Below are 22,874 nucleotides of genomic sequence, written 5' to 3' on the forward strand. Positions count from 1 at the left end.
AAGGAGGTTCATCGTTCGACTTGCATGTGTTAAGCACGCCGCCAGCGTTCGTCCTGAGCCAGGATCAAACTCTCCGTGAATGTTTACCGGTAATCCGGTTGACATCACGAGAGCGGTGCGAGAGGAGGAATAGTCCCCTCGCACACAGCGTCCTCGCTGTGTTTTTTCAAAGGAACCTCGTCCCAGCAGATGCTGGAGACGGGGTATCAACATATCTGGCGTTGACTTTTGGCACGCTGTTGAGTTCTCAAGGAACGGTCGCTTCCTTTGTACTCACCCTCTCGGGCTTTCCTCCGGGCGCTTCCCTTCGGTGTTTCAAACTCTACCAGGCTTTTTCCGTCTCTCTGACCACCCTCCTGCGAGCACGCAGAAGAAGATCCAGAGATCAGGATCTGATGAGTTTGGTTGCCGCCAGGGACTGGGCACTGTTTCGTGCCTCTCTGCCCCGAGCAGGGTTACGACTGTACACGCGGCCTTGAAGGCCATGCAAATCGCCTTGGTTGGTGGTCTAGACCACTAGCTGGTAGCTTCTATCCGGAACCGCCAGTTCATTTGACATACGCTGCTGCTCAGTGCGCCGTCCGGGACAGGCGGTGACGGTCCGCGAGCAGCTCCACTCCTTGGGAGGCTTCCCATGACCACCGTGACGTCCCCTCTTGCTGGACGGGCCATCGGACTGGCCGCAGTGCCGGACCCGGTCTTCTCCGGGGCCATGGTCGGCCCGGGTACCGCGATCGATCCCGTCCGCGAGGTCTCCGAGGCGGTGGCGCCCGTGGACGGCGTCATCGTCTCCCTGCACCCGCACGCGTTCGTCGTGGTCGACGAGAGCGGCCACGGGGTGCTCACCCACCTCGGCATCGACACGGTGCAGCTCAACGGCGAGGGCTTCGAGCTGCTCGTCGCCAAGGGGGACAGGGTCACCCGCGGCCAGGCAGTCGTCCGCTGGAACCCGGCCGCCGTCGAGGCCGCCGGCAAGTCCCCGGTGTGCCCGGTCGTCGCCCTGGAAGCCACTGCCGAGTCCCTCTCCGAGCTGCGAGACAGTGGTGACGTGAAGACCGGCGACAGCCTCTTCTCCTGGAACTGACGGCCGGGCCGTTCCAGAACGGCGCACAGGACAACCACCACCGCGGCGGGACCCGCCGCACTATCGGAGACGGGTGAGATGGAGACAACTCTGCGAGGCGTCGGCGTGAGCCATGGTGTGGCGATCGGCGAGGTTCGGCACATGGGCACGGCGGTGCTGGAGCCGCCGGCCAAGCAGATCCCCGCCGAGGACGCCGAGCGGGAGCAGGGGCGCGCCCGGCAGGCCGTGGACGCCGTGGCCGCCGATCTGACGGCGCGCGGCAATCTGGCGGGCGGCGAGGCCCAGGCCGTGCTCGAAGCGCAGGCCATGATGGCCCAGGACCCCGAGCTGATGGCGGACGTGGACCGGCGGATCGCCGTCGGCAGCACCGCGGAGCGCGCGGTCTACGACGCGTTCGCGGCGTACCGGGAGCTGCTGGCCGGTGCCGGTGAGTACCTCGCGGGGCGCGTGGCCGACCTGGACGACGTGCGGAACCGTATCGTCGCGCGGCTGCTGGGCGTGCCGATGCCGGGTGTTCCGGACAGCGACCAGCCGTATGTACTCGTGGCCCGGGACCTGGCTCCGGCCGACACGGCGCTGCTGGACCCCTCCCTCGTGCTCGGTTTCGTGACCGAGGAGGGCGGTCCGACCAGCCACAGCGCGATTCTGGCGCGGGCGCTGGGGGTGCCGGCCGTGGTGGCGCTGCCGGGCGCCGGTGAGCTGGCCGAGGGCACGGTGGTCGCCGTGGACGGCAGCACGGGCGATGTCTTCGTCAACCCCAGCGAGGAGAAGAAGGAGCAGCTTTCGGCCGCGGCCGCCGAGCGCAAGGCGGCGCTGGCCGCCTCGACGGGCCCCGGTGTGACCGCGGACGGGCACAAGGTGCCGCTGCTGGCCAACGTGGGCGGGCCGGCTGATGTGGCGGCGGCGGTCGAGGCGGGTGCCGAGGGCGTCGGTCTGTTCCGTACCGAGTTCCTGTTCCTGGACGACAGCAAGAAGGCTCCTTCCGAGGAGAAGCAGGTGGAGGCCTACCGGCAGGTGCTGGAGGCGTTCCCCGAGGGTCGTGTGGTCGTACGGGTGCTGGACGCGGGCGCGGACAAGCCGCTGGACTTCCTGACGCCGGCGGACGAGCCGAACCCGGCGCTGGGTGTGCGGGGCCTGCGGACGCTGCTGGACCACCCGGAGGTGCTGCGCACCCAGCTGACGGCGCTGGCGAAGGCCGCCGAGGGGCTGCCCGTCCACCTCGAGGTGATGGCGCCCATGGTGGCGGACCGCCGGGACGCCAAGGCGTTCGCGGACGCCTGCCGGGAGGCGGGTCTCCAGGCCAAGTTCGGTGCGATGGTCGAGATCCCGTCGGCCGCGCTGCGGGCGCGTTCGATCCTGCGGGAGGTCGAGTTCCTGTCGCTGGGCACCAACGACCTCGCGCAGTACACGTTCGCGGCGGACCGGCAGGTGGGCGCGGTGTCGCGGCTGCAGGACCCGTGGCAGCCGGCGCTGCTCGACCTGGTGGCGCTGTCGGCCGAGGCGGCGAAGGCCGAGGGCAAGAGCTGCGGGGTGTGCGGTGAGGCCGCGTCCGACCCGCTGCTGGCCTGTGTGCTGACCGGTCTGGGTGTCACCTCCCTGTCCATGGGGTCGGCGTCGATTCCGTATGTCCGCGCCACGCTGGCGAAGTACACGCTGGCGCAGTGCGAGCGGGCCGCTGCGGCGGCGCGTGCGGCGGACAGCGCCGAGGAGGCGCGCGCCGCGGCCCAGGCGGTGCTGTCCGGCGAGTAGCCGACCGGTGCCGTAGCCGTGCCGGTGCCGTAGCCGTGCCGGTGCCTTCGGGTGCCGTCGGTCAGGGGCGTCCTGCCTTCGGGCGGGGCGCCCCTGCTGTGTTGTCGGCGGTGGCCGGGTTGTCAGTGGCGGTGGGCCGCTGCCGTGCCGTCGTCTCCGAGGTCGGGGGGTGCGTCGTAGTCGACGCCGGTCTCGGGTGGGATGAGGTCGCCGGATTCGACGTCGGTGCAGTAGGCGTCGAAGACTTCCGAGGCCGTCAGGGGTTCGAGGGCGCCGCCGCGCAGTCGCCAGCCGTAGACGCGGTCGGCGGTGCCGGCGGCGCTGGTGCGGATGACGAGTCCGCCCGGGCTGCGGGTGGCCAGTCCGAGGGCGAGGACGCTGGTGAACTCCAGGGCCTCCGCCTCGTCCAGGCGGGTCGCGCCGTTGCCGTCCTGCTCGCCGTGCAGGACGGCGACGAGGGTGTCCGGTGGTCCGGAGACGGTGCAGACGAGGTGCCTCTCGCCGGGTGGGGCGGTGTCGAGGATGCGGACCAGGAGTTCGGAGGCGCGGGTGAAGGCGGCCCTGCCGATGTCCTCGCCGCAGGTCGGGCAGGGGCCGAGGCGGGTGAGGAGGGTGGTGGCGTACTCCCAGGTGGCCTGGCGTACGGCTTCGTCCACGAGCTGGGGCAGGAGGTCGGTGAGCGGGCGGCCGTCGTAGGGGACGGTGGGGCCGGTGGCCGCGAGGTGTGCGGTGAACCGGCTGCGGCTGGCCGGGGCGTCCGGGTCGAGTCCGGTGTCCGCGCAGTACGCGGCGTAGTCCTCCGGGTCGAACAGGGCGAGTGTGGTGTGGCTGCCCTGTGCGGCGCGTGTCCTCAGGACCGTCTCCAGGTGCCGGAGGTATGTCGTGTGGTCGTCGAAGGTGAAGCTGCGGTAGCGCCGCATGGCGCGGAAGTCGTGGTCGTCGGTGAGGACGCCGATGGTGCCGGCGATCTCGCGGCGCAGGACGCGTCGCAGGGTGTGGTGGTCGGTGTGCGCCATGATTCCCCCAATGCGCGGTCGATCAATGCTCACTCACCGTAACGGTCGGCACTGACAACGGCTGCCCGCCGGGGTTCGCGGACCGGGGTGTGGGGGATGTCTTCCCAGGTCATGACTGGTGTGGGTGGGGCGGGTCCCGGACGCCTCGGTGGGGTTCGGTGGGGTCCGGGACCTGTGCGGAGGGTGATGTTCCGGTGGGTCAGCCGCGCTTGCGGGCCAGTTCCTCGTAGAAGGCGAGGAGGGCGAGGTTGTCGATGGAGCCGGGGTTGACCGCCTTTTCCAGGGGGGTGCCCTGCAGGAGGCGCTTGACCGGGACCTCGATGCGCTTGCCGGTGAGGGTGTGCGGGATGCCGGGGACCTCGATGATCTCGTCGGGGACGTGCCGGGGTGAGAGCTGTTCGCGGATGGTCTGCTTGACGCGGTTCAGGAGCGTCTCGTCCAGGACGGCGCCCGGTGCGAGGTGCACGAACAGCGGCATCCAGTAGCCGCCGTCGGGTTGTTCGACGCCGATGACGAGCGATTCCCTGATCTCGGGCAGCCGTTCGACGACCTCGTAGATGTCGGCCGAGCCCATGCGTACGCCCTGCCGGTTGAGGGTGGAGTCGGAGCGGCCGTGGATGATCACGGAGCCCCGGGAGGTGACGGTGATCCAGTCGCCGTGGCGCCAGACGCCGGGGTAGGTGTCGAAGTAGCTGTGGTGGTAGCGGCTGCCGTCGGGGTCGTTCCAGAAGTGGATCGGCATGGACGGCATGGGCTGGGTGACGACCAGTTCGCCGACCTCGTCCACGAGGGGCCGGCCGCTCGGGTCCCAGGACCGCAGGTCGGTGCCGAGGCCGGGGGCCTGGAGTTCGCCGGTGTACACGGGCAGGGTGGGTACGGCGCCGGCGAAGCAGGAGCAGACGTCCGTGCCGCCGCTGACGGAGGCGATCCACAGGTCGGCCCCGCTCTCGGCGAACTCGTCGTGCAGCCAGCGGAAGCCGTCGGGCGGCAGCGGGGAGCCGGTGGTGGCGACGCACTCGACCCTGGACAGGTCGTAGTCGCGGGCGGGGTGGACGCCGGCCTTGCGGCAGGCCATGACGTAGGCGGCGGAGGTGCCGTAGAGGGTGGCCCCGGTGCGTTCGGCGATCCGCCACTGGGCGCCGGTGTCCGGGTGGCCGGGGCTGCCGTCGTACAGGACGATCGTGGTGCCCGTCAGGAGGCCGGAGACGAGGAAGTTCCACATCATCCAGCCGGTCGAGGTGTACCAGAAGAAGCGGTCCTCGGGACCGAGGTCGCAGTGCAGGCCGAGCTGTTTGAGGTGTTCGACCAGGATGCCGCCCTGCGACTGGACGATGGCCTTGGGCAGGCCGGTCGTGCCGGAGGAGTACAGCACCCACAGCGGGTGGTCGAAGGGGACCTGTTCGTAGACCGGCTCGGTGTCCCCGGCGGTCAGCGCCGGCCATTCGAGGGCGCCCTCGGGAGCGTCGGTGCCGAGCAGCGGGATGTGGACGACGGCGCGCAGGGTGGGCAGTTCGCGGCGCAGTTCGGCGACGATCTCGCGGCGGTCGTGTTCCTTGCCGCCGTAGCGGTAGCCGTCGACGGCGAACAGGACGACGGGTTCGACCTGCTGGAAGCGGTCGAGGACGCTGCGGGCGCCGAAGTCGGGGGCGCAGGAGGTCCATACGGCGCCGACGGCGGCGGTGGCGAGGAGGGCGACGACGGCCTGCGGGATGTTGGGGAGGTAGCCGCTGACGCGGTCGCCGGGGCGTACGCCGAGCGCGCGGAGTTCGGCGGCGAGGGAGCCGACCTGGCGGCGCAGCTCGGACCAGGTCACCGGGCGGGGTTCGTGGGACTCGTCCACGCACAGGAGGGCGGGTTCGTCCGCGCGGTCGGCCGCGGCGCGCAGGGCGTGTTCGGCGTAGTTGAGGGTGGCGCCGGGGAACCACCGGGCGCCGGGCATGGCGCGGTCGTCGAGCACGCGCGCGTAGGGGGTGGAGAAGCGTACGTCGAACCACTCCGTGACGGCTTTCCAGAAGGTGTCGAGCTGGTCGACGGACCACCGGTGCAGGGCCGGGTAGCCGCCTTCGGCCGGGGCGCCGTGGTGTTCGGCGGCCCACGCCTGGAACCGGGTGATGCGGGCCTTGGCGATCCGCTCGGGGTCGGGCTGCCAGAGCGGCTGGGGGTTCGCGGTCGACATGGGAGGCTCCCGGGCTGTGCGCGTCGTGTGCGTCGGTCCGCGCACGGGCTGGGGTGTGCGCGTGACGCGGCTGACACGGACGATGCCATGTGATCGACTTCTGCACCAGGGTTCGCCCCACATAGTCGATGTCGTGAAGATGTGGCCCGGCCACGGGTGAACGGCAGTTGAACGGCACACGCGCGCGGGGCGCTCAGTGGCAGGGTGAGCAGCATGGACGGTCGTGACCTGGTGCGTTCGGTGAGTGTGGTCGGTTCGGGGAGGGCGGCTCGGGGGTTGCGCACCGTGCGGGCCGCGTGGCGCAGGAGGCGTATCGACGCGGCGGGGCTGCCGCGGCGGGGGCCCGAGCGGGCCCGGGTGCCGGGGCTGGTGCGGGACGTGGAGCCGGGTCCGGGCGGCGGTCTGATCCGGTTCAGCCGTTCCGAGCTGCGGGTCGTCGTGGCGGCGAACGGAGCGGTGTTCTGGGGGTGGGACGGGGCGGGCGCGCTGCCGTCGTACGCGCTCGCCGGGAGTGGTCCGGAGCCGGATCCGCGGGCGGTGCTGGAGCCGGACAAGGACGGCGGCTGGCGGGTGGTGGCCGAGCGGGTGACGGTGGTCGTGTCGCGGCACGGCGCGGTGCAGGTGTGCACGCCGGGCGGGGTGGTGCTGCGGCGGGAGCTGCCGCCGCGCTGGTGGGAGCCGGTGGGCGGGGGTGTGGCGCGGTGGATGCAGCGGTCGGAGGTGGCGGCGGACGCCCGGTTCTTCGGGCTGGGCGGGCGGGCGTGCGGTCCGCGGCTGCGGGACGGCAGGTACCGGCTGTGGAACACCGATCCCGGCCGGGCGTTCGGGTCCGGTGACGATCCGCTGTATCTGACCATGCCGGTGCAGCTGGTGGTGGCGGACGCGGGCACGCACCTGGTGTTCCACGACACCACCTGGGACGGGTCGGTGGTGCTGCGGGAGGGCGAGGAGGGTGCCGGGTCCGGACACGACCGGGCGGGGCGCTGCGAGGTGCACATGGACGGCGGCCCGCTGCGCTGCTGGGTGATGGTGGGCACCCCCGCGCGCGTGCTGTACACGTGGGCCTCGCTGACCGGGGCGCCCGCGCTGCCGCCCGCGTGGGCCCTGGGGTACCAGCACGCGCGGTGGGGCTCCGGCAGTGAGCAGGAGGTGCGCCGGGTCGTCGCCGGCCACCACGAGCGGGGGCTGCCGCTGGACGCCGTGCACCTCGGTGCCGGCCACTACGACGACCACCGGGTGTTCACCGTCGACCAGGAACGTTTCCCCAAGCTGCCGGTGCTGGCGGAGGAGCTGCGCCGGGACGGGATCCGGCTGGTGTCGGCCGTGGAGCCGGCGGTGCGGGCGGAACCGGGCGGGGCCGTGTACGACGGCGGCGGGGCCGTGGACGCGTTCGTGCGGGACGCGCGGGGCCGGACGGTGGAGGGTCTGGCGTGGGCCGGCGAGTCGGTCTTCCCGGACTTCACGCACGCGCGCGTGCGCGCGTGGTGGGGCGGGCTCTACCGGGAGCGGCTGGAGCAGGGCTTCGCGGGTTTCTGGCACGACATGAACGAGCCGACGTCGTTCGGCGCCTTCGGTGAGCCGACGCTGCCGCGTTCGGCCCGGCACGCCCTGGAGGGGCGCGGTGGTGACCATCGGGAGGCGCACAACGTGTACGCGCTGTGCATGGCCCGGGCGGCGTACGAGGGGCTGCGGGAGCTGGTGCCCGGGGACCGGCCCTTCGTGCTCTCCCGTTCGGGCTGGGCGGGGCTGCAGCGGTACGGCGGCTCGTGGTCGGGGGACGCGGCGACGGGCTGGCCGGGGCTGCGGGCGTCGCTGTCGCTGGTGCTGGGGCTGGGGCTGTGCGGGGTGCCCTATTCGGGTCCGGACGTGGGCGGTGCCGACGGCGGTGTGTCGCCGGAGCTGTATCTGCGCTGGTTCCAGCTGGGCGCGTACCTGCCGTTGTTCCGGACCTACGCGGGTCCGCGGGCGGGGCGCCGGGAGCCGTGGGAGTTCGGTGCCGAGGTGCTGGAGCACGCGCGCGTGGCGCTGCTCGAACGCCGGCGGCTGCTGCCGTACTTCGTGACGCTGGCGCATCTGGCCCGGCGGACCGGGGCGCCCTACGCCCGGCCGCTGTGGTGGGGGTCGCCGGAGGACCGGGCGCTGCGCGACTGCGAGGACGCGTTCCTGCTGGGCGACGGCCTTCTGGTGGCACCGGTGCTGGAGCCCGGTGCCGGCCGGCGTGCGGTGCGGCTGCCACGGGGCCGCTGGTACGACACGGCGACGGAGGAGGCCTACGAGGGGCCGGGGCGGGTCGTGGTCGACGCGCCGCTGTCCCGGGTGCCGGTCTTCGCGCGCGCGGGGGCGGTGCTGCCGGTGCGGGGCGCCGACGGCGGGCTGGAGCTGGAGGTGTGGGCGCCCGCGCGCGGGCGGACCGGGGGCGGTCTGGTGGTGCCGGACGCGGGCGACGGGTGGGACGAGCCGGAGATCGAGCGGTATGCCGCCCGTGAGCGGGACGGACGGGTGGTGGTGACCCGGGAGCGCGAGGACGGCGCGGCCGAGCCGGCCTGTCCGGTGCGCGTGCGCGGGCTGGGCTGAACGGCCCGGCTCAGACGTAGCGGCCCTCGAACCAGGCTTTGACGGCCACGGTGTGCAGCGGGAAGGCGAGTTCCTCGGGCCTACGCAGCAGGTGCCAGCCCTCGGTCTCGTCGGTGGGGCCGGAGGGCGGCAGTCCGTCGGCCGGGCGTTCCGGCAGCAGCCCGAACAGCAGCAGGTGCCCGTCGGGCGCGCTCATGGCGTCCACGAGCCGTACGTCGCGGGCGGCCGCTTCGATGCCGGTCTCTTCCCCGAGTTCGCGGACGACGGCCTGCTTCCAGTCCTCGCGGTCGTCGATGTAGCCGCCGGGCAGGGCCGTGCCTCCGCGCGCGGGGGCGATGGTGCGGGTGATGACGACCAGGGCGGTGCCCTTGGTGTCGTACACGGGCTGGAGCGCGATCGCGACCGGCAGGGGGTTGCGGTAGGCGACGGTCCCGCAGGACGGGCAGGTGCGCGGCCAGCCGGAGATGCCCTCTCCAAAGGGCGCTCCGCAGCTCGAACAGTGGGAGTCCGGCACGGAATTGGCAATGGGTTGTTGAGTTTCGGACACGCGCGGACTGTATCCGATCACAGGAGGGACGCGTTCCGGCAGCGAGCCGTCAGGAACGGGCGGATCGAAAAGAGGCGGCCGGAATCACCCCCGTCGGTCCCGGCCGCCCCCGCTGTAACACGACGCCGTCCGGGACCTTTCGGTTCACCGCCGCGGCCTGCCCATTTCCGGCGGCCCGTGGCACACTTCTGACGCATCGTCAGATCACTTGCCGGGGAGGCAACTTGCCGTACGCACGCGAACCGGCGGTCGCCGGCTGGTTCACCGGCGAGGGTGACGGCTTCCGCCTCCTGGGCACCCGCTGCCCGGCCTGCGCCTCGGTCTTCTTCCCGCGCGAGGACGTCCACTGCCGCAATCCGCACTGCGCGGGCGGCTCCCTGGAGGTGGTTCCGCTGTCACGAAAGGGGCGTATCTGGTCGTACACCGACAGCCGTTACCGGCCCCCGTCACCCTATGTGAGCAATCCGGAACTTCCGTGGGAGCCGTACGCGTTGATCGCGGTGGAGCTGGCGGCCGAGCGGATCGTGGTGCTGGGGCAGGCGGCTCCCGGGATCACCGTCGCGCATCTGGCGGTGGGCATGGAGGTGGAGGCCGTCACCGGCGTGCTGTACGAGGACGCGGAGACGGCCTGGACGGTCTGGCAGTGGCGGCCGACGGGGGTGACGGAGTGACGGCCGAGGTGGCGGTGCTCGGTGCGGGCATGCACCCCTGGGGCAAGTGGGGCCGCGGCTTCGTGGAGTACGGGACGGCGGCGGCCCGCGCGGCGCTCGCGGACGCGGGCCTGGACTGGCGGGACATAGGCTCCGTGGTGGGCGCGGACACCGTACGCGGCGGCTATCCCGGGTATGTCGCGGGAGCCACGTTCGCCAAGGCCCTCGGCTGGCAGGGCGCCAGGGTGACCAGCGTGTACGCGGCGTGCGCGTCCGGGGCGCAGGCCATCGCCACGGCCCGCGCGCAGATCCTCTCCGGTCTCGCGGACGCCGTCCTGGTGGTGGGCGCGGACGCCGCCCCGAAGGGGTTCTTCCGGCCCGCGGGCGGGGACCGCCCCGACGACCCGGACTGGCTGCGCTTCCGCCTGCTCGGCGCGACGAATCCCACGTACTTCGGGCTGTACGCGCGGCGGCGGATGGCCCTGCACGGGGACACGCCCGAGGACTTCGCGCTGGTCAAGGTGAAGAACGCGGCCCTGGGGGCGCTCAACCCGTACGCCCGCTACCGCGCGCGGGTCACCGCCGGGGAGGTGGCCGCCTCAGCGGTGGTCGCCGACCCGCTGCGGCTGCTGGACATCTGCGCCACCTCCGACGGCGGGGCCGCCCTGGTGCTGACGAGCCTGGACTTCGCGCGCCGGCACGGTGCCGTCCGGCCGGTGCGGATCCGGGCGGTCTCCACGGTGACCCCCCGCTTCCCGAACACGGTGCCGGACCTGCCGGACATCGCGACGGACTCCGCGGTCTCGGTGGCGCCCCCGGCCGAGACGTTCCGGTCCTCCATCGCCCGGGCCGCGTACGAGGAGGCGGGCGTCGGCCCCGGGGACCTGTCCCTGGCGGAGGTGTACGACCTGTCGACCGCGCTGGAGCTCCAGTGGTACGAGGACCTGGGGCTGTGCGCCGAGGGCGAGGGCGCGAAGCTGCTCCGGGAGGGCGCGACCGCGCCGGGCGGCCGGATACCGGTGAACACCAGCGGGGGGCTGGCCTCCTTCGGGGAGGCCGTGCCGGCCCAGGCGATCGCCCAGGTGTGCGAGCTGACCTGGCAGTTGAGAGGTACGGCGGGCGACCGGCAGGTCGCCGGGGCACGGGTGGGCATCACCGCCAACCAGGGGCTGTTCGGACACGGGTCCTCGGTGATCGCCGTGCGGTGAGCGAGGCCGGACCGGCGCGGGATGAGATCGACCACCCTCTGTGACCGCCACGGAATCCTGCGTGAACGTCTCATGAACTGAGCGCGGGCGTGCGCGGGCGGCGCCCATCATGCTCCCGTGCACTCCTGGACGGATACTCTCCGCTTCGCCTTCCAGCCGGTGGTCAACCTGAGGACGGGCGCGGTCGCCGCACTGGAGACACTCGCCCGCCCGGAAACCGGTGACATCCTGGCCGAGGCCCGCCGGGACCCGGAACTGGACGGCAGGCTGGCCGTGCTGGCGTTCCGCGCGGCGGCGCGCAAGGAGACCCTGCTGCCGCTGCACCTGAACGTGTTCGCGGCCACGCTCGCCGACCTCGGCGGCCTCACCCCGCTGCACGACGCCGTGCGCGGCGCGGGGCGCATGCCCTGGGAGGTGACGCTCGACATCGTCCCGCCGTACACGCACGTACCGCACCGGGCCCTGCTGGAGGCGGTGGCCGCGCTGCGCGAGCAGGGGTTCCGGATCAGCGCGGACGGCATCGGGGACGGCGACGTACCGCTCAGGCTGCTCACCGACCTCTCCCCCGGCCTGGTCAAGCTCGACGCCTCGCTGCTGGCGCGGCCGGCCGCGGTACGGGCGATGCGGACGCTGTGCGAGGAACTGGGCGCCCTGGTGGCGGTGGAGGGCGTGGAGACCGAGCACCAGTGCGCGGCGGCCCTGGCGGCCGGTGCGCAGCTGGCGCAGGGCGAGCTGTTCGCGCCGCCGGCCCGGATCCCCGCCGTGGACGTATACGTTCCGTCGCTCGCGCCCGGTGCCCCGGCCACCCCCCGTTCCGGGCCGTCGGTGCGCGAGTTCGTGCGGCCCGCCGCCGTACTGCCGCTGTCCGCCTCGGCGGAGCGGGTGCGGGCCCTGCTGACCGGTTCCCCGGACGTCTCCGGGGTGCTGCTGGTGGACCCGTCCGGGCGGCCCGTCCGGTCGGTGCACCGCTCGCGGTTCCTGCTGTCGATGTCCACGCGTTACGGACACGCCCTGTACGCCGGCCGGCCGGCGTACAAGCTGGGCGACCCGCCCCGCACGGTCGGGGTGGACGCGACGGCCTGGGAGGTGCTGGACGTGGTGGCGGTCGGCGGCCGGGACCGGACCTCGGACGATGTGGCGGTGGTGGACGAACAAGGCCGGTGCGTGGGGGTCGTACGGCTGGCGGACCTGGTGCGGGCGCTGGCCGAGAGCCGGGTGGAGGAGGCGGCCGGGCTCAACCCGCTGACCAGGCTGCCCGGTTCGGACGCGATCGTGAGCGAGGTGGACCGGCGGATCGCCGAGGGGCGGGCGTTCGCGCTCAGCTGGCTGGACATCGACCACTTCAAGCAGGTCAACGACGGGGCCGGGTTCGCCGCGGGCGACGAGCTGATCCGGGCGGTCGGCGGCGCGCTCCAGCGGGCGGCGGGCCAGGCGCGGGTGGGGCACATCGGCGGGGACGACTTCCTGGTGCTGGCCGACGAGGAGGCGCTCGGTCCGCTGGTCGCGGCCGTGCTGGACGCGCCCTGGACGGCGGGCGGGCGGCCGGTCACGCTGTCCCTGGCCACCGTCGTGTGCGCTCCGGGCAGCGTGGGCGACCACCACCAGGCCGCCGCCCAGCTCGCTCCGCTGAAGAAGGCGGCGAAGGCGCTGCACGGCGGGAGCTGGGTGCTCGGCCGGGCCGGGCTGCCCGGGCACGAGGTCCGGCGCGGCTTCTCCGGACCGGCCCCCGCGCAGGCCGGGTTCGCGGCCGCCGAGCCACAGCGGTGAACGGCCGTCGCGGCGCGCCAGTGACCGGGAGGTGGCCGACGGGCGGGTGTGACCGTCGCCGTCCACAGCCTTGACGCCCCTGCGACGCCGGTGAAAACTTCCCGGTGTCAGACGACATCGCCGTACATTTTCGGTGTTATCCGGCACCAGGGCACGGGTCTGTCCTGTCGCACGGCCCGTACCCCGGTCGGCGGGGGTACGGGCCGTGTCCCGGGGGCGGGTGGCGAAGGAGGCGGTCAGCCGATGGCGGCCCGGCGGCGTTCGGCCGTGTACGCCATCGCGTGCCGGACGAGGCCGATGAGCACCTCCTTGACCGACTCCCGGTCCCGGGCGTCGCACAGCAGCAGGGGCACGCCGTCGTCCAGGTCCAGCGCCTGGCGGACGGCCTCGGCGGGGTACCGCGCGGCGCCCTCGAAGCAGTTGACGCCGACCACGAAGGGTATGGAACGCCGCTCGAAGTAGTCGACGGCGGCGAAGCAGTCCTCCAGGCGGCGGGTGTCGGCGAGGACGACGGCACCGAGGGCGCCCTCGGACAGCTCGTCCCACATGAACCAGAACCGTTCCTGCCCGGGTGTGCCGAAGAGGTAGAGCACCAGGTTCTCGCGCAGGGTGATGCGGCCGAAGTCCATGGCCACCGTGGTGGTGTGCTTGCCCTCCACACCGCTGATGTCGTCGACCGGGCGCCCGGCCTCGGTGAGCAGCTCCTCGGTGCGCAACGGTCTGATCTCGCTGACCGCGCCGACGAGGGTCGTCTTGCCCACGCCGAAGCCGCCGGCCACGAGGATCTTGAGCGTGACGGGCTCGACCGGGGGCTTGCCGCGCTCAGAACGCCCGAAGATCATCGATCTCTTCTCCTGCTTGATGGGGTTCGGGCGACGGTCGGCCGTAGCCGCCGCCACCGGGGGTTTCGATGACGAGTACGTCTCCGGGGCCGACGTCGGCCGAGCCGCTCCCGCCGAGGTCGGTGACCGTGCCGTCGGCCCGCTCCACCCGGTTGGCGCCGAGCGCTCCGGGTGCGCCGCCGGCCATGCCGTACGGGGGCACCCGGCGGTGCTGGGAGAGCGTCGAGACGGTCATCGGCTCCAGGAAGCGGATGCGGCGCACGGCGCCGTCTCCGCCGCGCCAGCGCCCGGTGCCGCCGCTCCCCCGCCGGACGGCGAACTCCTCCAGCCGCACCGGCAGCCGCCACTCCAGGACCTCCGGGTCGGTGAGCCGGGAGTTGGTCATATGGGTCTGAACCACGTCGGCGCCCGGGAAACCGTCGCCGGCGCCGGAACCGGAGGCGACGGTTTCGTAGTACTGGTGGCGCTCGTTGCCGAAGGTGACGTTGTTCATGGTGCCGGAGCCCTCCGCCTGCACCCCGAGCGCGGCGTACAGGGCGCCGGTGATGGCCTGCGAGGTCTCGACGTTGCCGGCGACCACGGCGGCCGGCGGCTCGGGAGCGAGCAGCGAGCCGGGCGGCACGATGATGTCCAGGGGGCGCAGACAGCCGTCGTTGAGCGGGATGTCGTCGGCGACCAGGGTGCGGAAGACGTACAGGACGGCCGCGTTGACGACCGCGCGGGGCGCGTTGAAGTTGGTGGCCAGTTGCGCGGAGGTGCCGGTGAAGTCGATGGTCGCCCGGCGTTCGGCGCGGTCGACGCGGACCGTGACCCGGATGACGGCACCGGAGTCGGTCTCGTAGGCGTACGCGCCGTCGTCCAGGGCGTCGATGACGCGGCGGACGGCCTCCTCGGCGTTGTCCTGGACGTGCCGCATATAGGCCTGGACGACGTCGAGGCCGAACTCGTCGATCATGCGGCGGACCTCGTCGACGCCCTTGCGGTTGGCGGCGATCTGCGCCCGCAGGTCGGCGAGGTTGGTCCGCGGGTTGCGCGAGGGGTACGCCGCCCCGGTGAGCAGGCGCAGCGTCTCCTCCTCGCGGAAGCGCCCGTCCTCGGCGAGCAGCCAGTTGTCGAAGAGGACGCCCTCCTCCTCGATGGTGCGGCTGTGGGCCGGCATGGAGCCGGGGGCGATGCCGCCGATCTCGGCGTGGTGGCCGCGTGAGGCGACGTGGAACAGGAGCCGCGGCTCACCCCCCGTGTCCGTCGCCCGGTCGGTGTCGAAGACGGGCGTGATCACGGTGACGTCGGGCAGGTGCGTGCCGCCGTGGTACGGGTCGTTGACGGCGTAGGTGTCGCCCGGCCGCATGGCGGAGCCGCGGCGGCGGATGACCTCTTTGACGCTGGTGCCCATGGAGCCCAGGTGGACGGGGATGTGGGGGGCGTTGGCCACCAGGTTGCCGTCCGGGTCGAACAGGGCGCAGGAGAAGTCCAGCCGCTCCTTGATGTTGACGGACTGGGCGGTGGACTCCAGCCGGGCGCCCATCTGCTCGGCGATCGACATGAAGAGGTTGTTGAAGACCTCGAGCAGAACCGGATCGATTTCCGTGCTCGCGTCGGAACTCTGCGTGATCGCCGCGCGTTCCATGACCAGATGCCCGTCATCGGTCGCGGCGGCCCGCCAGCCGTCGTCCACGACGGTCGTCGCGCCGGCCTCGGTGATGAGCGCGGGTCCGGTGACGGTCTCGCCGGGCGGAAGGGCCTCCCGGCGGTGCAGGGGTACGTCGCGCCAGTGGCCGCCGGTGTGCAGACGGGCGGTGCCGGGCGCCTGGGCGCGGCCCTCGTACGGGGCGAGGGCGGAGAGATCGGGGGGTGCGGTGAGGCCGGTGGCTTCGACGGAGAGGGCTTCGATCACCACGGGGCGGTCGAGGGTGAAGGAGTACACGGCGCGATGACGTTCCTCGAAGTCCCGCCGCATGGCCTCGGGGCCGGTCAGGGCGACGGTGAGGGTGGTGTCGGTGCCGTCGTAGCGCAGCTGGGCGCGGCGGGTGACCCGGATCCGGTCCTGCGGGACGTCCTCGGCGACCAGTTCGGCGCGCGCCGCCGTCTCCAGCTCGTCGGCCGTCTCGTGGACGCGGGGCATGGCGGCGGCCTCCAGCGGCGCCTCCACGGACCGCTCCCGCATGGCCGTGGTGTCGGCGAGGCCGATGCCGAGCGCCGAGAGCACACCCGCCATGGGGGGTACGAGGACGGTGCGGATGCCGAGCGAGTCGGCGACCCGGCAGGCGTGCTGGCCGCCCGCTCCGCCGAAGGTGGTCAGGGCGTAGCGGGTGACGTCGTGGCCCTTCTGGACGGAGATCCGCTTCACGGCGCCCGCGATGTTGGCGACGGCGATCCGCAGGTAGCCCTCGGCCACCTGTTCGGGGGTGCGGTCGTCGCCGGTGCGGTCGTGGATCTCGCGCGCGAGAGCGGTGAACCGGTCACGGACGAGGGCGGCGTCCAGGGGCTGGTCACCCCCGGGCCCGAAGACCGCGGGGAAGTGGTCGGCCTGGATGCGGCCGAGCATCAGGTTGGCGTCGGTCACGGTGAGCGGGCCGCCGGCGCGGTAGCAGGCGGGGCCCGGGGCGGCGCCGGCCGAGTCGGGGCCGACCCGGTAGCGGGAGCCGTCGAAGTGCAGGACGGAGCCGCCGCCCGCGGCGACCGTGTGGATGGCCAGCATGGGGGCGCGCAGCCGGACTCCCGCGATCCGGGTGGTGAACACGCGCTCGTAGGCGCCGGCGAAGTGCGAGACGTCGGTGGAGGTGCCGCCCATGTCGAACCCGATGACGCGCTCGTAGCCGGCGCGCTGCGACATGCGGGCCATGCCGACGATGCCGCCGGCCGGTCCGGACAGGACGGCGTCCTTGCCGCGGAACTGCCCGGCCTCCGTCAGCCCGCCGTTGGACTGCATGAACATCAGCCGCACGCCGCGCAGTTCCTCGGCGATGTGCCGCACGTAGCGGCGCAGCACGGGCGAGAGGTAGGCGTCCACGACGGCGGTGTCCCCGCGCGGGACGAGCTTCATCAGCGGGCTGACCTCGCTGGACAGCGAGATCTGCGGGAAGCCGATACGGGCGGCGAGTTCACCGACGGCGCGTTCGTGGGCGGGGTCGAGGTGGCTGTGCAGGCAGACGACGGCGAGCGCGCGGATCCCGTCGTCGTACGCCTGGCGGAGCGGGCCGGCCAGGGCGTCCAGGTCGGGGGCGCGCAGGACGGTGCCGTCGGCGGCGAGGCGTTCGTCCACCTCGACGACCCGTTCGTGGAGCAGTCCGGGCAGCTCGATGCGGCGGGCGAAGATGCGGGGCCGGTTCTGGTAGGCGATGCGCAGGGCGTCCCCGAAGCCCCGGGTGACGACGAGGAGGGTGCGCTCGCCCTTGCGTTCCAGCAGGGCGTTGGTGGCGACCGTGGTGCCCATGCGGACGGCCTCGACGGGCTCCCGGGAGTCGCCGAGCAGCTCGCGCACCCCGGCCACGGCGGCGTCGGCGTACCGGCCCGGGTTGTCGGACAGCAGCTTGTGCGTGAGCAGCCGGCCGTCCGGGCGCCGCGCGACGATGTCCGTGAAGGTGCCGCCTCGGTCGACCCAGAACTGCCAGCCAGTCACGTCACTACCCCGCTCTCGCGCCGGTCACAGCGCCCGGAGGCCGTTGATCACGTCGCGCAGAATACTCTCGTCCGGCAGCTCCGCCGGCGGCACCGGGCGCGTCACATGGACGTAGCCGGTGTGCACCAGATCGCCGATGAGCACGCGGACCACGCCGATGGGCAGGTCGAGTTCCGCGGCCAGTTCGGCGACCGACTGGGGCTCGTCCCGGCAGAGCCCGACGATGTCCACGTGCTCGGGGGACAGCGTCGGGTCCGTTTCCGGGTCGTCGGCGTCGAGCTCGGTGACGACCACCGCGATCAGGTCGAGGCGGTGCTGGCCCTCACTCGTGGTGCGGCCACGTGTCATGGCGTACGGCCGGACGACCGGCCCGGCCTCGTCGTCGAACCAGTGGTTTCTTCCCTGACCGTCTCCGCTCATGCCATCCCACTACCCGCCTGCGGGCAGATCGGTGCGCGGGGCGGTGCCCAGATGCACACCGACCCGCTTGACCAGCAGCGTCATCTCGTAGGCGACCTGTCCGACGTCGGAGTCGGCGTCCGAGAGGACGGCGAGGCAGCTGCCGTCGCCGGCGGCGGTGACGAAGAGGAAGGCACCGTCCAGCTCCACGATGGTCTGCCGGACGCCGCCCGCGTCGAAGTGGCGGCCCACGCCCTTGGCGAGGCTGTGGAAGCCGGACGCGACGGCGGCCAGGTGCTCGCTGTCCTCCCTGGTCAGGTCCTTGGACACCCCGGTCGGCAGTCCGTCGCCGGACAGGATGACGGCCTTGCGGATGCTGGCGACCCGGTCCACCAGGTCGTCCAGGAGCCAGTTCAGCTCCCCCTTGTTCGTCGTCGTGTGGCCGGTGGCCTTCGGTGCGGTCATCGACCGTCTCCCTTGGTCGTTCCTTGTGCTGTGCCGTTGTGGTCCCCGTCGCCCGCGGCGTTCTCCTCCCGGCCGCGCTGCCAGCCGCGCTGGAGCGAGGCCATCCGGCTGCGGACCTCGTCGGCGTCACGGTCGGCGGGCTGTGCCGGGCGTCCGGCGCGCCGTTCGGTGTCCTGCTTGAGCTGGGGGGCCAGGCTCGCCTGGCGTACGCGCCGGGGCAGCGGGCTGACGCCCGGCGCCGGGGCGGGGTCGCCGGCGGGCGCGGTGGTGGTGCCGGGGGGCGGGGCCGGGTCCGCCGGAGTGCCGGGGCCGGAGGTGCGGGGCCGGGTGCGCCTCGGCAGCGCCGGGGCGTCGGACGTCTCGCCGCCGCCCTCACCCCGGGTACCGGCCCGTTCGCCCGCGGGGTCGGCCGGGGGGCGCCGGGCGGCCGTGCCGCGGCGGCGGGAGGGCAGCGGGGCCAGCCCGCCCGGGTCGGGGGCCCCCGACCCGGCGGTGGGTTCCGGGGCCGGTTCGCCGCGGCGGGGCCGCTGGTCGGTGACGGGCTTGCCGTGCGAGCTGACCAGCTTGGGCGTCTGCCGCCGGGGCAGCGGTACGGCTCCGCGGTCGCCGGTGTCGTGGTGCGCCGGCTGCTCGTCGCCGCCCGGGCGGGACCGGCGGGGGCGGAACAGGCCGCCGCGCTCGCTGTCCGCGTCCGGGAGGGCGCCGGGGAAGTCCTCCAGCGCGTCGAGATCGACGGGCGCCTCCAGCTCGACCGGGCCGTCCAGCACGGAGGTCGGCGGACCGGGCAGCCGCAGCGGTTCCGGGGACCGCCCGCCGCCGCGGCCGAGCGCCTGCTCGCCGCCGTTGCCGGCGCGGTCCCGGTCGAGCCGGAAACCGACGCCGTTGGTGTCCGGGACGTCCTCGGTGAGCAGCGCGTCGGGGATGAACACCACGGCGGTGGTTCCGCCGTACGGCGACGGCTGGAGGGAGACCCGGACGTTCTGGCGCTGGGCGAGACGGCTGACGACGAACAGGCCCAGCCGGTCGGTGTCGGACAGTTCGAACTCGGGTGTCTCGGCGAGGCGGAGATTGGCGTCGAGGAGTGCCTCGGCCGTCATACCGAGCCCCCGGTCGTGGATCTCCAGGGTGAAGCCGTTGGCGACCCGCTCGCCGACGACCTGGACGGCGGTGTGCGGGGGCGAGAAGACCGTGGCGTTCTCCAGGAGCTCGGCCACGAGGTGGGTGAGGTCGGCGACGGCGGGCCCGGTGACGGCGACCCGCGGCAGGCGCCGGACCTCGATGCGCTCGTAGTCCTCGACCTCGGCGACGGCGGCGCGGACCACGTCCATCAGCTGCACCGGGCGGCGCCACTGCCGGGAGGGCGCGGCACCGGAGAGGATCACCAGGCCCTCGGCGTGCCGGCGCATGCGGGTGGTGAGGTGGTCCAGCCGGAACAGGTCGGCGAGTTCGTCGGTGTCCTCGGTACGGCGCTCCATGCTGTCGAGCAGGGTGAGCTGCTTGTGCAGCAGCACCTGGCTGCGGCGGGCGAGGTTGACGAAGACCTCGGAGACGCCGGCGCGCAGTTCGGCCTGCTTGACGGCGGCCTCCACGGCGGCCCGCTGGAGGGTGTTGAGGGCCTGTCCGACCTCGCCGATCTCGTTCTTGTCGTACTCCAGGCGCGGCACCTCGGTCTCGACGTCGACCTGCTCGCCGGCGGACAGCCGGCGCATCACGCCGGGCAGCCGGACGCCGGACGCCTCGTGGGCCTCCAGCCGCAGCTGGCGCAGGTCGCGGATGAGGGCGCGGCCGATCCGGATGGACAGGACGATGGAGACGAGGAGGGCGATCAGGCCGAGGAGGCCGACGACGGCCGCCTGCGCGATGACACCGACGGCCACCGGGCGCATGCGGTCCTGGTAGCGGTCGCTCGCCTGGTCGTCCATGGTGCCCAGTTCGTCCAGGACGGTGGCCGCGGCGGAGTCCCAGCTCTTGGCGGTGACCCCGCGGGGCGTGCCGGAGTCCATGGCGGCGACGGTCCGTTCGGCTCCGCGCAGGGGTGCCGTGGTGGGGTTCTTCCAGAAGCGCTCGTAGCGTGCGCGTTCGGCGGCGGGCAGCAGCGGGAGGCTGATGTCGTACAGGAGGGTGCGCTGGGCGACGAGGTCGGAGATCTGGCGGGTCTCGTCCCGGGTGAGCCGGCCGACCACGAGGGAGGAGCCGAGCACGGCGTCCTCGCGGGCGAGCAGTTCGCGGGCGCGGGTGAGGTTGACCAGGGCGCGGGCCTGCTTCTCGACCTCGACGTCGTCGATGCCGACGAGGGAGGCGAGCAGCGCGTAGCAGGGGTCGACGAGGCGGTTGTAGAGGCCGAGTGCCTGGGCCCGGGTGAGGGAGCGCTCCTCGACGCTGCGGCGCAGGGAGTCGAGACCGTCCAGGGCGTCCAGGGCGGCGGCCAGGTGTTCGCGGCCGTCCGCCTCCAGGCTGTCCCGGGTGTCCTGGTCCGCGGCGTTCCGGCGGAGCACGGTGATCGACCGGTCGGTGGCGGCGCGGGTGCGGTGCAGCGCGGACAGGGCCTCGGAGGCCCGCGGGTCGGCGAGGTAGACGAGGGCCTGGCGGCGTTCCTGCTGGAGGACGCGGACGGTGTCCTCGGCCGGGTAGCCGATGTCCTCGACGGTGTCGGACACGCGGAACAGCTGGGCCACTTCCCGGCCGGCGAACACGGTGGCGAACGCCCAGACGCCGGTCAGGGACACCAGCGGCACGAGAAGCAGCGCCACGATCTTCCGGCGGATGGACTTCCCGCGAAAGCGCATGGCCTCCCCCAGCTCGACCCCCGCCGGCCGGGGGTGTTCATGTCCGTCAGCAAACGGCGCGAGCCTACTACCGCCTCACAGGTAACTCGAAGACATGTCCGGCGGGTGAAGTTCCGCACCGCAGACGAGAGATGGCGAGTTGTCCGGGCATTAGGGGAGATTGCCACCGCGATCCGGAGAGCCATGACCGGCCGATTGTGGCAACTTTGACGGGCGGTTGGCCGGATTTTTTCGCCACGCGGGAATCTTCGCGCGGTCTCGTTCGTCCTTCTCTATGGGAATTGGGGGCGGAATAGGCCACAGCGGCCGCAACCCGCGTCCCGGCGGCGTAAAGCGGCGCAAGCCGGGCAGCCACTGGGGAGACGGGGTCCTGGGACTCCGGGGGCGAGCGGTCTGCCGGCGGTGGGGAGTGAACACGGTGACGGGCACGGCGGAATGGCGCGAGGCGCCCGGACGGAACGGGTCGGGGCACTCGCGGACACGGTGGGACGGCACGGCACCGCAGGGCGGCCAGGAGTCCGGCGGTGACGAACCGCGGTACGGCTACCGGCCGTTGTGGGTCGAGGAGCCCGCGCGCCGGCATCCGGTGCCCGATCCGGTGCGTGCGGCGGCGGTGCGGGCCGTCCTCGTCATCGCGGTGACGCTGATCCAGGCGATGGTGGCGTTCCTGTGCGCGCTGGCCGGTTCCTGGCTGGCGTTCCCGATGGTGATGGCCGGTGTGGCCGGCACGGTCGTGGCCACGTGGGCCGCGGTCGACGTGTGGGTGACCCGCCAGGTGTGGAACCAGCGGCACGGCGTGGTCTCGGAGCCGAGCAGCACGGCCCGGGCCCTGCGCCGGGAGCGGCGGGCCCGTCGCCGCGAGGAGCGCGCGGCCCTGCGGAAACAGGACCGGATACGTCGCAGGGGTGGGGCGGGACAGCTGTCGCACTCCTGACCGGGCGCTTCGATGGCTTCGGTAGCATCGAGTTTCGTATGGCGCACGATGAGGCGCTGTGCGCAACGAACGCGGTTCCCCAGGTAGCGAGAGTCGAGCCATGCCCCGTACGCAGAAGCAGCCCGGCCGCGGCGAAGAGAGCGGGCGGGAGCCGGGGCGCGAGGAGACCGGGCGGGAGCCGGGGCGCACGGAGCGGCGGGGCGGCCGTGGGGCGGCCGGCGCGGTGCAGTCGGTGGACCGTGCCGTGAGCGTGCTGGAGATCCTCGCCCGGCACGGCGAGGCGGGCGTCACCGAGATCGCCGCGGAGCTGGACGTCCACAAGTCCACGGCGTTCCGGCTGCTCGGCGTCCTGGAGAACCGGGGCCTGGTGGCCCAGGCCAAGGACCGCGGGAAGTACTACCTGGGGGCCGGTGTGCTGCGCCTCGCGGGAGCGGCGGCGGTGCGTCTCGACATCTCCCAGGAGGGCGTCCCGGTGTGCCGGGAGGTCGCCGACGAGCTGGGTGAGACGGTCAACATCGCCGTCCTCGACGACGACGCGGCGGTCAACATCATGCAGGCCCGCGGCACCGCGGCCGTGACCGCGCAGAACTGGCTGGGCAGACGCACCCCGCTGCACGCCACCTCCAGCGGCAAGGTGCTCCTCGCGCACCTGTCGCCGACCCTGCGCGAGGGGCTGCTGGCGCGGCCGCTGACGCGGTACACGGAACGTACGGTCACGGGTGCGGCGATGCTGCGCGCCGAGCTGGAGGCCGTGGTCCGGCAGGGGTACGGCGTCACGGTCGAGGAGCTGGAGCTGGGTCTCGCGGCCGTCGCGGCCCCGGTGCGCGCGCACGACGGCGAGGTGATCGCGGCGATCAGCGTCTCGGGTCCGGTGTACCGGCTCGACGCGGACCGGCTGCCCGAGGTGGCCCGGCGTACGGCCGCGGCGGGCGCCGAACTGTCCCGGCGGATGGGGTACGGCTTCTGACGGACGGGGTACGGCTTCTGGCGCACCGCTCCTGACGGCGGCGGCGCTCGGCGGCACCGCGCCACTCCGCCCGGTCTGTTCCGCCGGGCGC

Annotated in this window: 16 protein-coding genes and 1 rRNA gene; 8 read left to right on the plus strand and 9 right to left on the minus strand. The window is 73.2% G+C overall.

Going from position 1 to position 22,874, the window contains the following annotated elements; translation table 11 throughout:
- Window positions 1–80, minus strand: a 16S ribosomal RNA gene (locus tag IE251_RS35615); the annotation flags it as partial.
- Between the two features lie 554 nt (window positions 81–634).
- Between IE251_RS35615 and IE251_RS35620 the strand changes: the two genes are divergently transcribed.
- Together IE251_RS35620 and ptsP are read left to right on the plus strand one after the other, a co-directional pair.
- On the plus strand, window positions 635–1,084 hold the full coding sequence (locus tag IE251_RS35620; protein WP_189757087.1) for a PTS sugar transporter subunit IIA: 450 nt from the start codon (window positions 635–637) through the stop codon (window positions 1,082–1,084).
- 78 nt (window positions 1,085–1,162) lie between these two features.
- The gene (gene ptsP / locus IE251_RS35625; protein WP_189757088.1) at window positions 1,163–2,833 is read left to right on the plus strand and encodes a phosphoenolpyruvate--protein phosphotransferase; all 1,671 of its coding nucleotides are present in this window, start codon (window positions 1,163–1,165) and stop codon (window positions 2,831–2,833) included.
- A gap of 122 nt (window positions 2,834–2,955) precedes the next feature.
- Here ptsP and IE251_RS35630 read toward each other — a convergent pair whose 3' ends face one another.
- Together IE251_RS35630 and IE251_RS35635 are read right to left on the minus strand one after the other, a co-directional pair.
- A complete protein-coding gene (locus IE251_RS35630; RefSeq protein ID WP_189757089.1) occupies window positions 2,956–3,849 on the minus strand; it encodes a DUF8829 domain-containing protein in 894 nt (297 codons plus the stop codon).
- A 199-nt stretch (window positions 3,850–4,048) separates the two neighbouring features.
- Window positions 4,049–6,025 carry an acetoacetate--CoA ligase gene (locus tag IE251_RS35635; RefSeq protein ID WP_189757090.1) on the minus strand — a complete coding sequence of 659 codons (1,977 nt, stop codon included), beginning with the start codon at window positions 6,023–6,025 and terminating at the stop codon, window positions 4,049–4,051.
- A 213-nt stretch (window positions 6,026–6,238) separates the two neighbouring features.
- Here IE251_RS35635 and IE251_RS35640 point away from each other — a divergent pair, with 213 nt between their 5' ends.
- Entirely contained in the window at window positions 6,239–8,599 is a 2,361-nt protein-coding gene (locus IE251_RS35640; RefSeq protein ID WP_189757091.1) for a glycoside hydrolase family 31 protein, read from the plus strand.
- 10 nt (window positions 8,600–8,609) lie between these two features.
- Here IE251_RS35640 and IE251_RS35645 read toward each other — a convergent pair whose 3' ends face one another.
- On the minus strand, window positions 8,610–9,146 hold the full coding sequence (locus IE251_RS35645) for an NUDIX domain-containing protein (RefSeq protein ID WP_189757092.1): 537 nt from the start codon (window positions 9,144–9,146) through the stop codon (window positions 8,610–8,612).
- A 224-nt stretch (window positions 9,147–9,370) separates the two neighbouring features.
- Here IE251_RS35645 and IE251_RS35650 point away from each other — a divergent pair, with 224 nt between their 5' ends.
- The 3 genes from IE251_RS35650 (at window position 9,371) to IE251_RS35660 (ending at window position 12,771) form a co-directional block, all read left to right on the plus strand.
- Entirely contained in the window at window positions 9,371–9,817 is a 447-nt protein-coding gene (locus IE251_RS35650) for a Zn-ribbon domain-containing OB-fold protein (RefSeq protein ID WP_189757093.1), read from the plus strand.
- Window positions 9,814–11,004 (plus strand): lipid-transfer protein, encoded by a 1,191-nt coding sequence (locus IE251_RS35655; protein WP_189757094.1) that lies wholly within the window; start codon window positions 9,814–9,816, stop codon window positions 11,002–11,004. Before IE251_RS35650 ends, IE251_RS35655 begins: the two co-directional genes overlap by 4 nt.
- A 117-nt stretch (window positions 11,005–11,121) precedes the next feature.
- Entirely contained in the window at window positions 11,122–12,771 is a 1,650-nt protein-coding gene (locus IE251_RS35660) for a GGDEF domain-containing protein (RefSeq protein WP_189757095.1), read from the plus strand.
- A 236-nt stretch (window positions 12,772–13,007) separates the two neighbouring features.
- Here IE251_RS35660 and IE251_RS35665 read toward each other — a convergent pair whose 3' ends face one another.
- From IE251_RS35665 to IE251_RS35685, 5 genes are read right to left on the minus strand one after another with little or no spacing between them, the layout of a single operon-like run.
- A complete protein-coding gene (locus IE251_RS35665; RefSeq protein WP_189757096.1) occupies window positions 13,008–13,613 on the minus strand; it encodes a GTP-binding protein in 606 nt (201 codons plus the stop codon).
- Complete coding sequence (locus IE251_RS35670) at window positions 13,594–17,232, minus strand: hydantoinase B/oxoprolinase family protein (RefSeq protein ID WP_189757097.1); 3,639 nt, start codon at window positions 17,230–17,232, stop codon at window positions 13,594–13,596. Before IE251_RS35670 ends, IE251_RS35665 begins: the two co-directional genes overlap by 20 nt.
- A gap of 24 nt (window positions 17,233–17,256) precedes the next feature.
- Window positions 17,257–17,652, minus strand: coding sequence for a DUF742 domain-containing protein (locus IE251_RS35675; protein ID WP_030793369.1), 396 nt, complete (start codon window positions 17,650–17,652; stop codon window positions 17,257–17,259).
- Between the two features lie 9 nt (window positions 17,653–17,661).
- Complete coding sequence (locus IE251_RS35680; protein WP_030793366.1) at window positions 17,662–18,096, minus strand: roadblock/LC7 domain-containing protein; 435 nt, start codon at window positions 18,094–18,096, stop codon at window positions 17,662–17,664.
- Window positions 18,093–20,882, minus strand: coding sequence for a nitrate- and nitrite sensing domain-containing protein (locus IE251_RS35685; RefSeq protein ID WP_189757098.1), 2,790 nt, complete (start codon window positions 20,880–20,882; stop codon window positions 18,093–18,095). Before IE251_RS35685 ends, IE251_RS35680 begins: the two co-directional genes overlap by 4 nt.
- A gap of 418 nt (window positions 20,883–21,300) precedes the next feature.
- Here IE251_RS35685 and IE251_RS35690 point away from each other — a divergent pair, with 418 nt between their 5' ends.
- Complete coding sequence (locus tag IE251_RS35690; protein ID WP_229897076.1) at window positions 21,301–21,816, plus strand: hypothetical protein; 516 nt, start codon at window positions 21,301–21,303, stop codon at window positions 21,814–21,816.
- Window positions 21,817–22,039: 223 nt separating this feature from the next.
- Window positions 22,040–22,783, plus strand: a complete 744-nt coding sequence (locus tag IE251_RS35695; protein ID WP_189757163.1) for an IclR family transcriptional regulator — start codon at window positions 22,040–22,042, stop codon at window positions 22,781–22,783.
- The last annotated feature ends 91 nt before the right edge of the window (window positions 22,784–22,874 follow it).

Source organism: Streptomyces eurythermus (genome assembly GCF_014649115.1).
GTDB classification, from domain to species: domain Bacteria; phylum Actinomycetota; class Actinomycetes; order Streptomycetales; family Streptomycetaceae; genus Streptomyces; species Streptomyces eurythermus.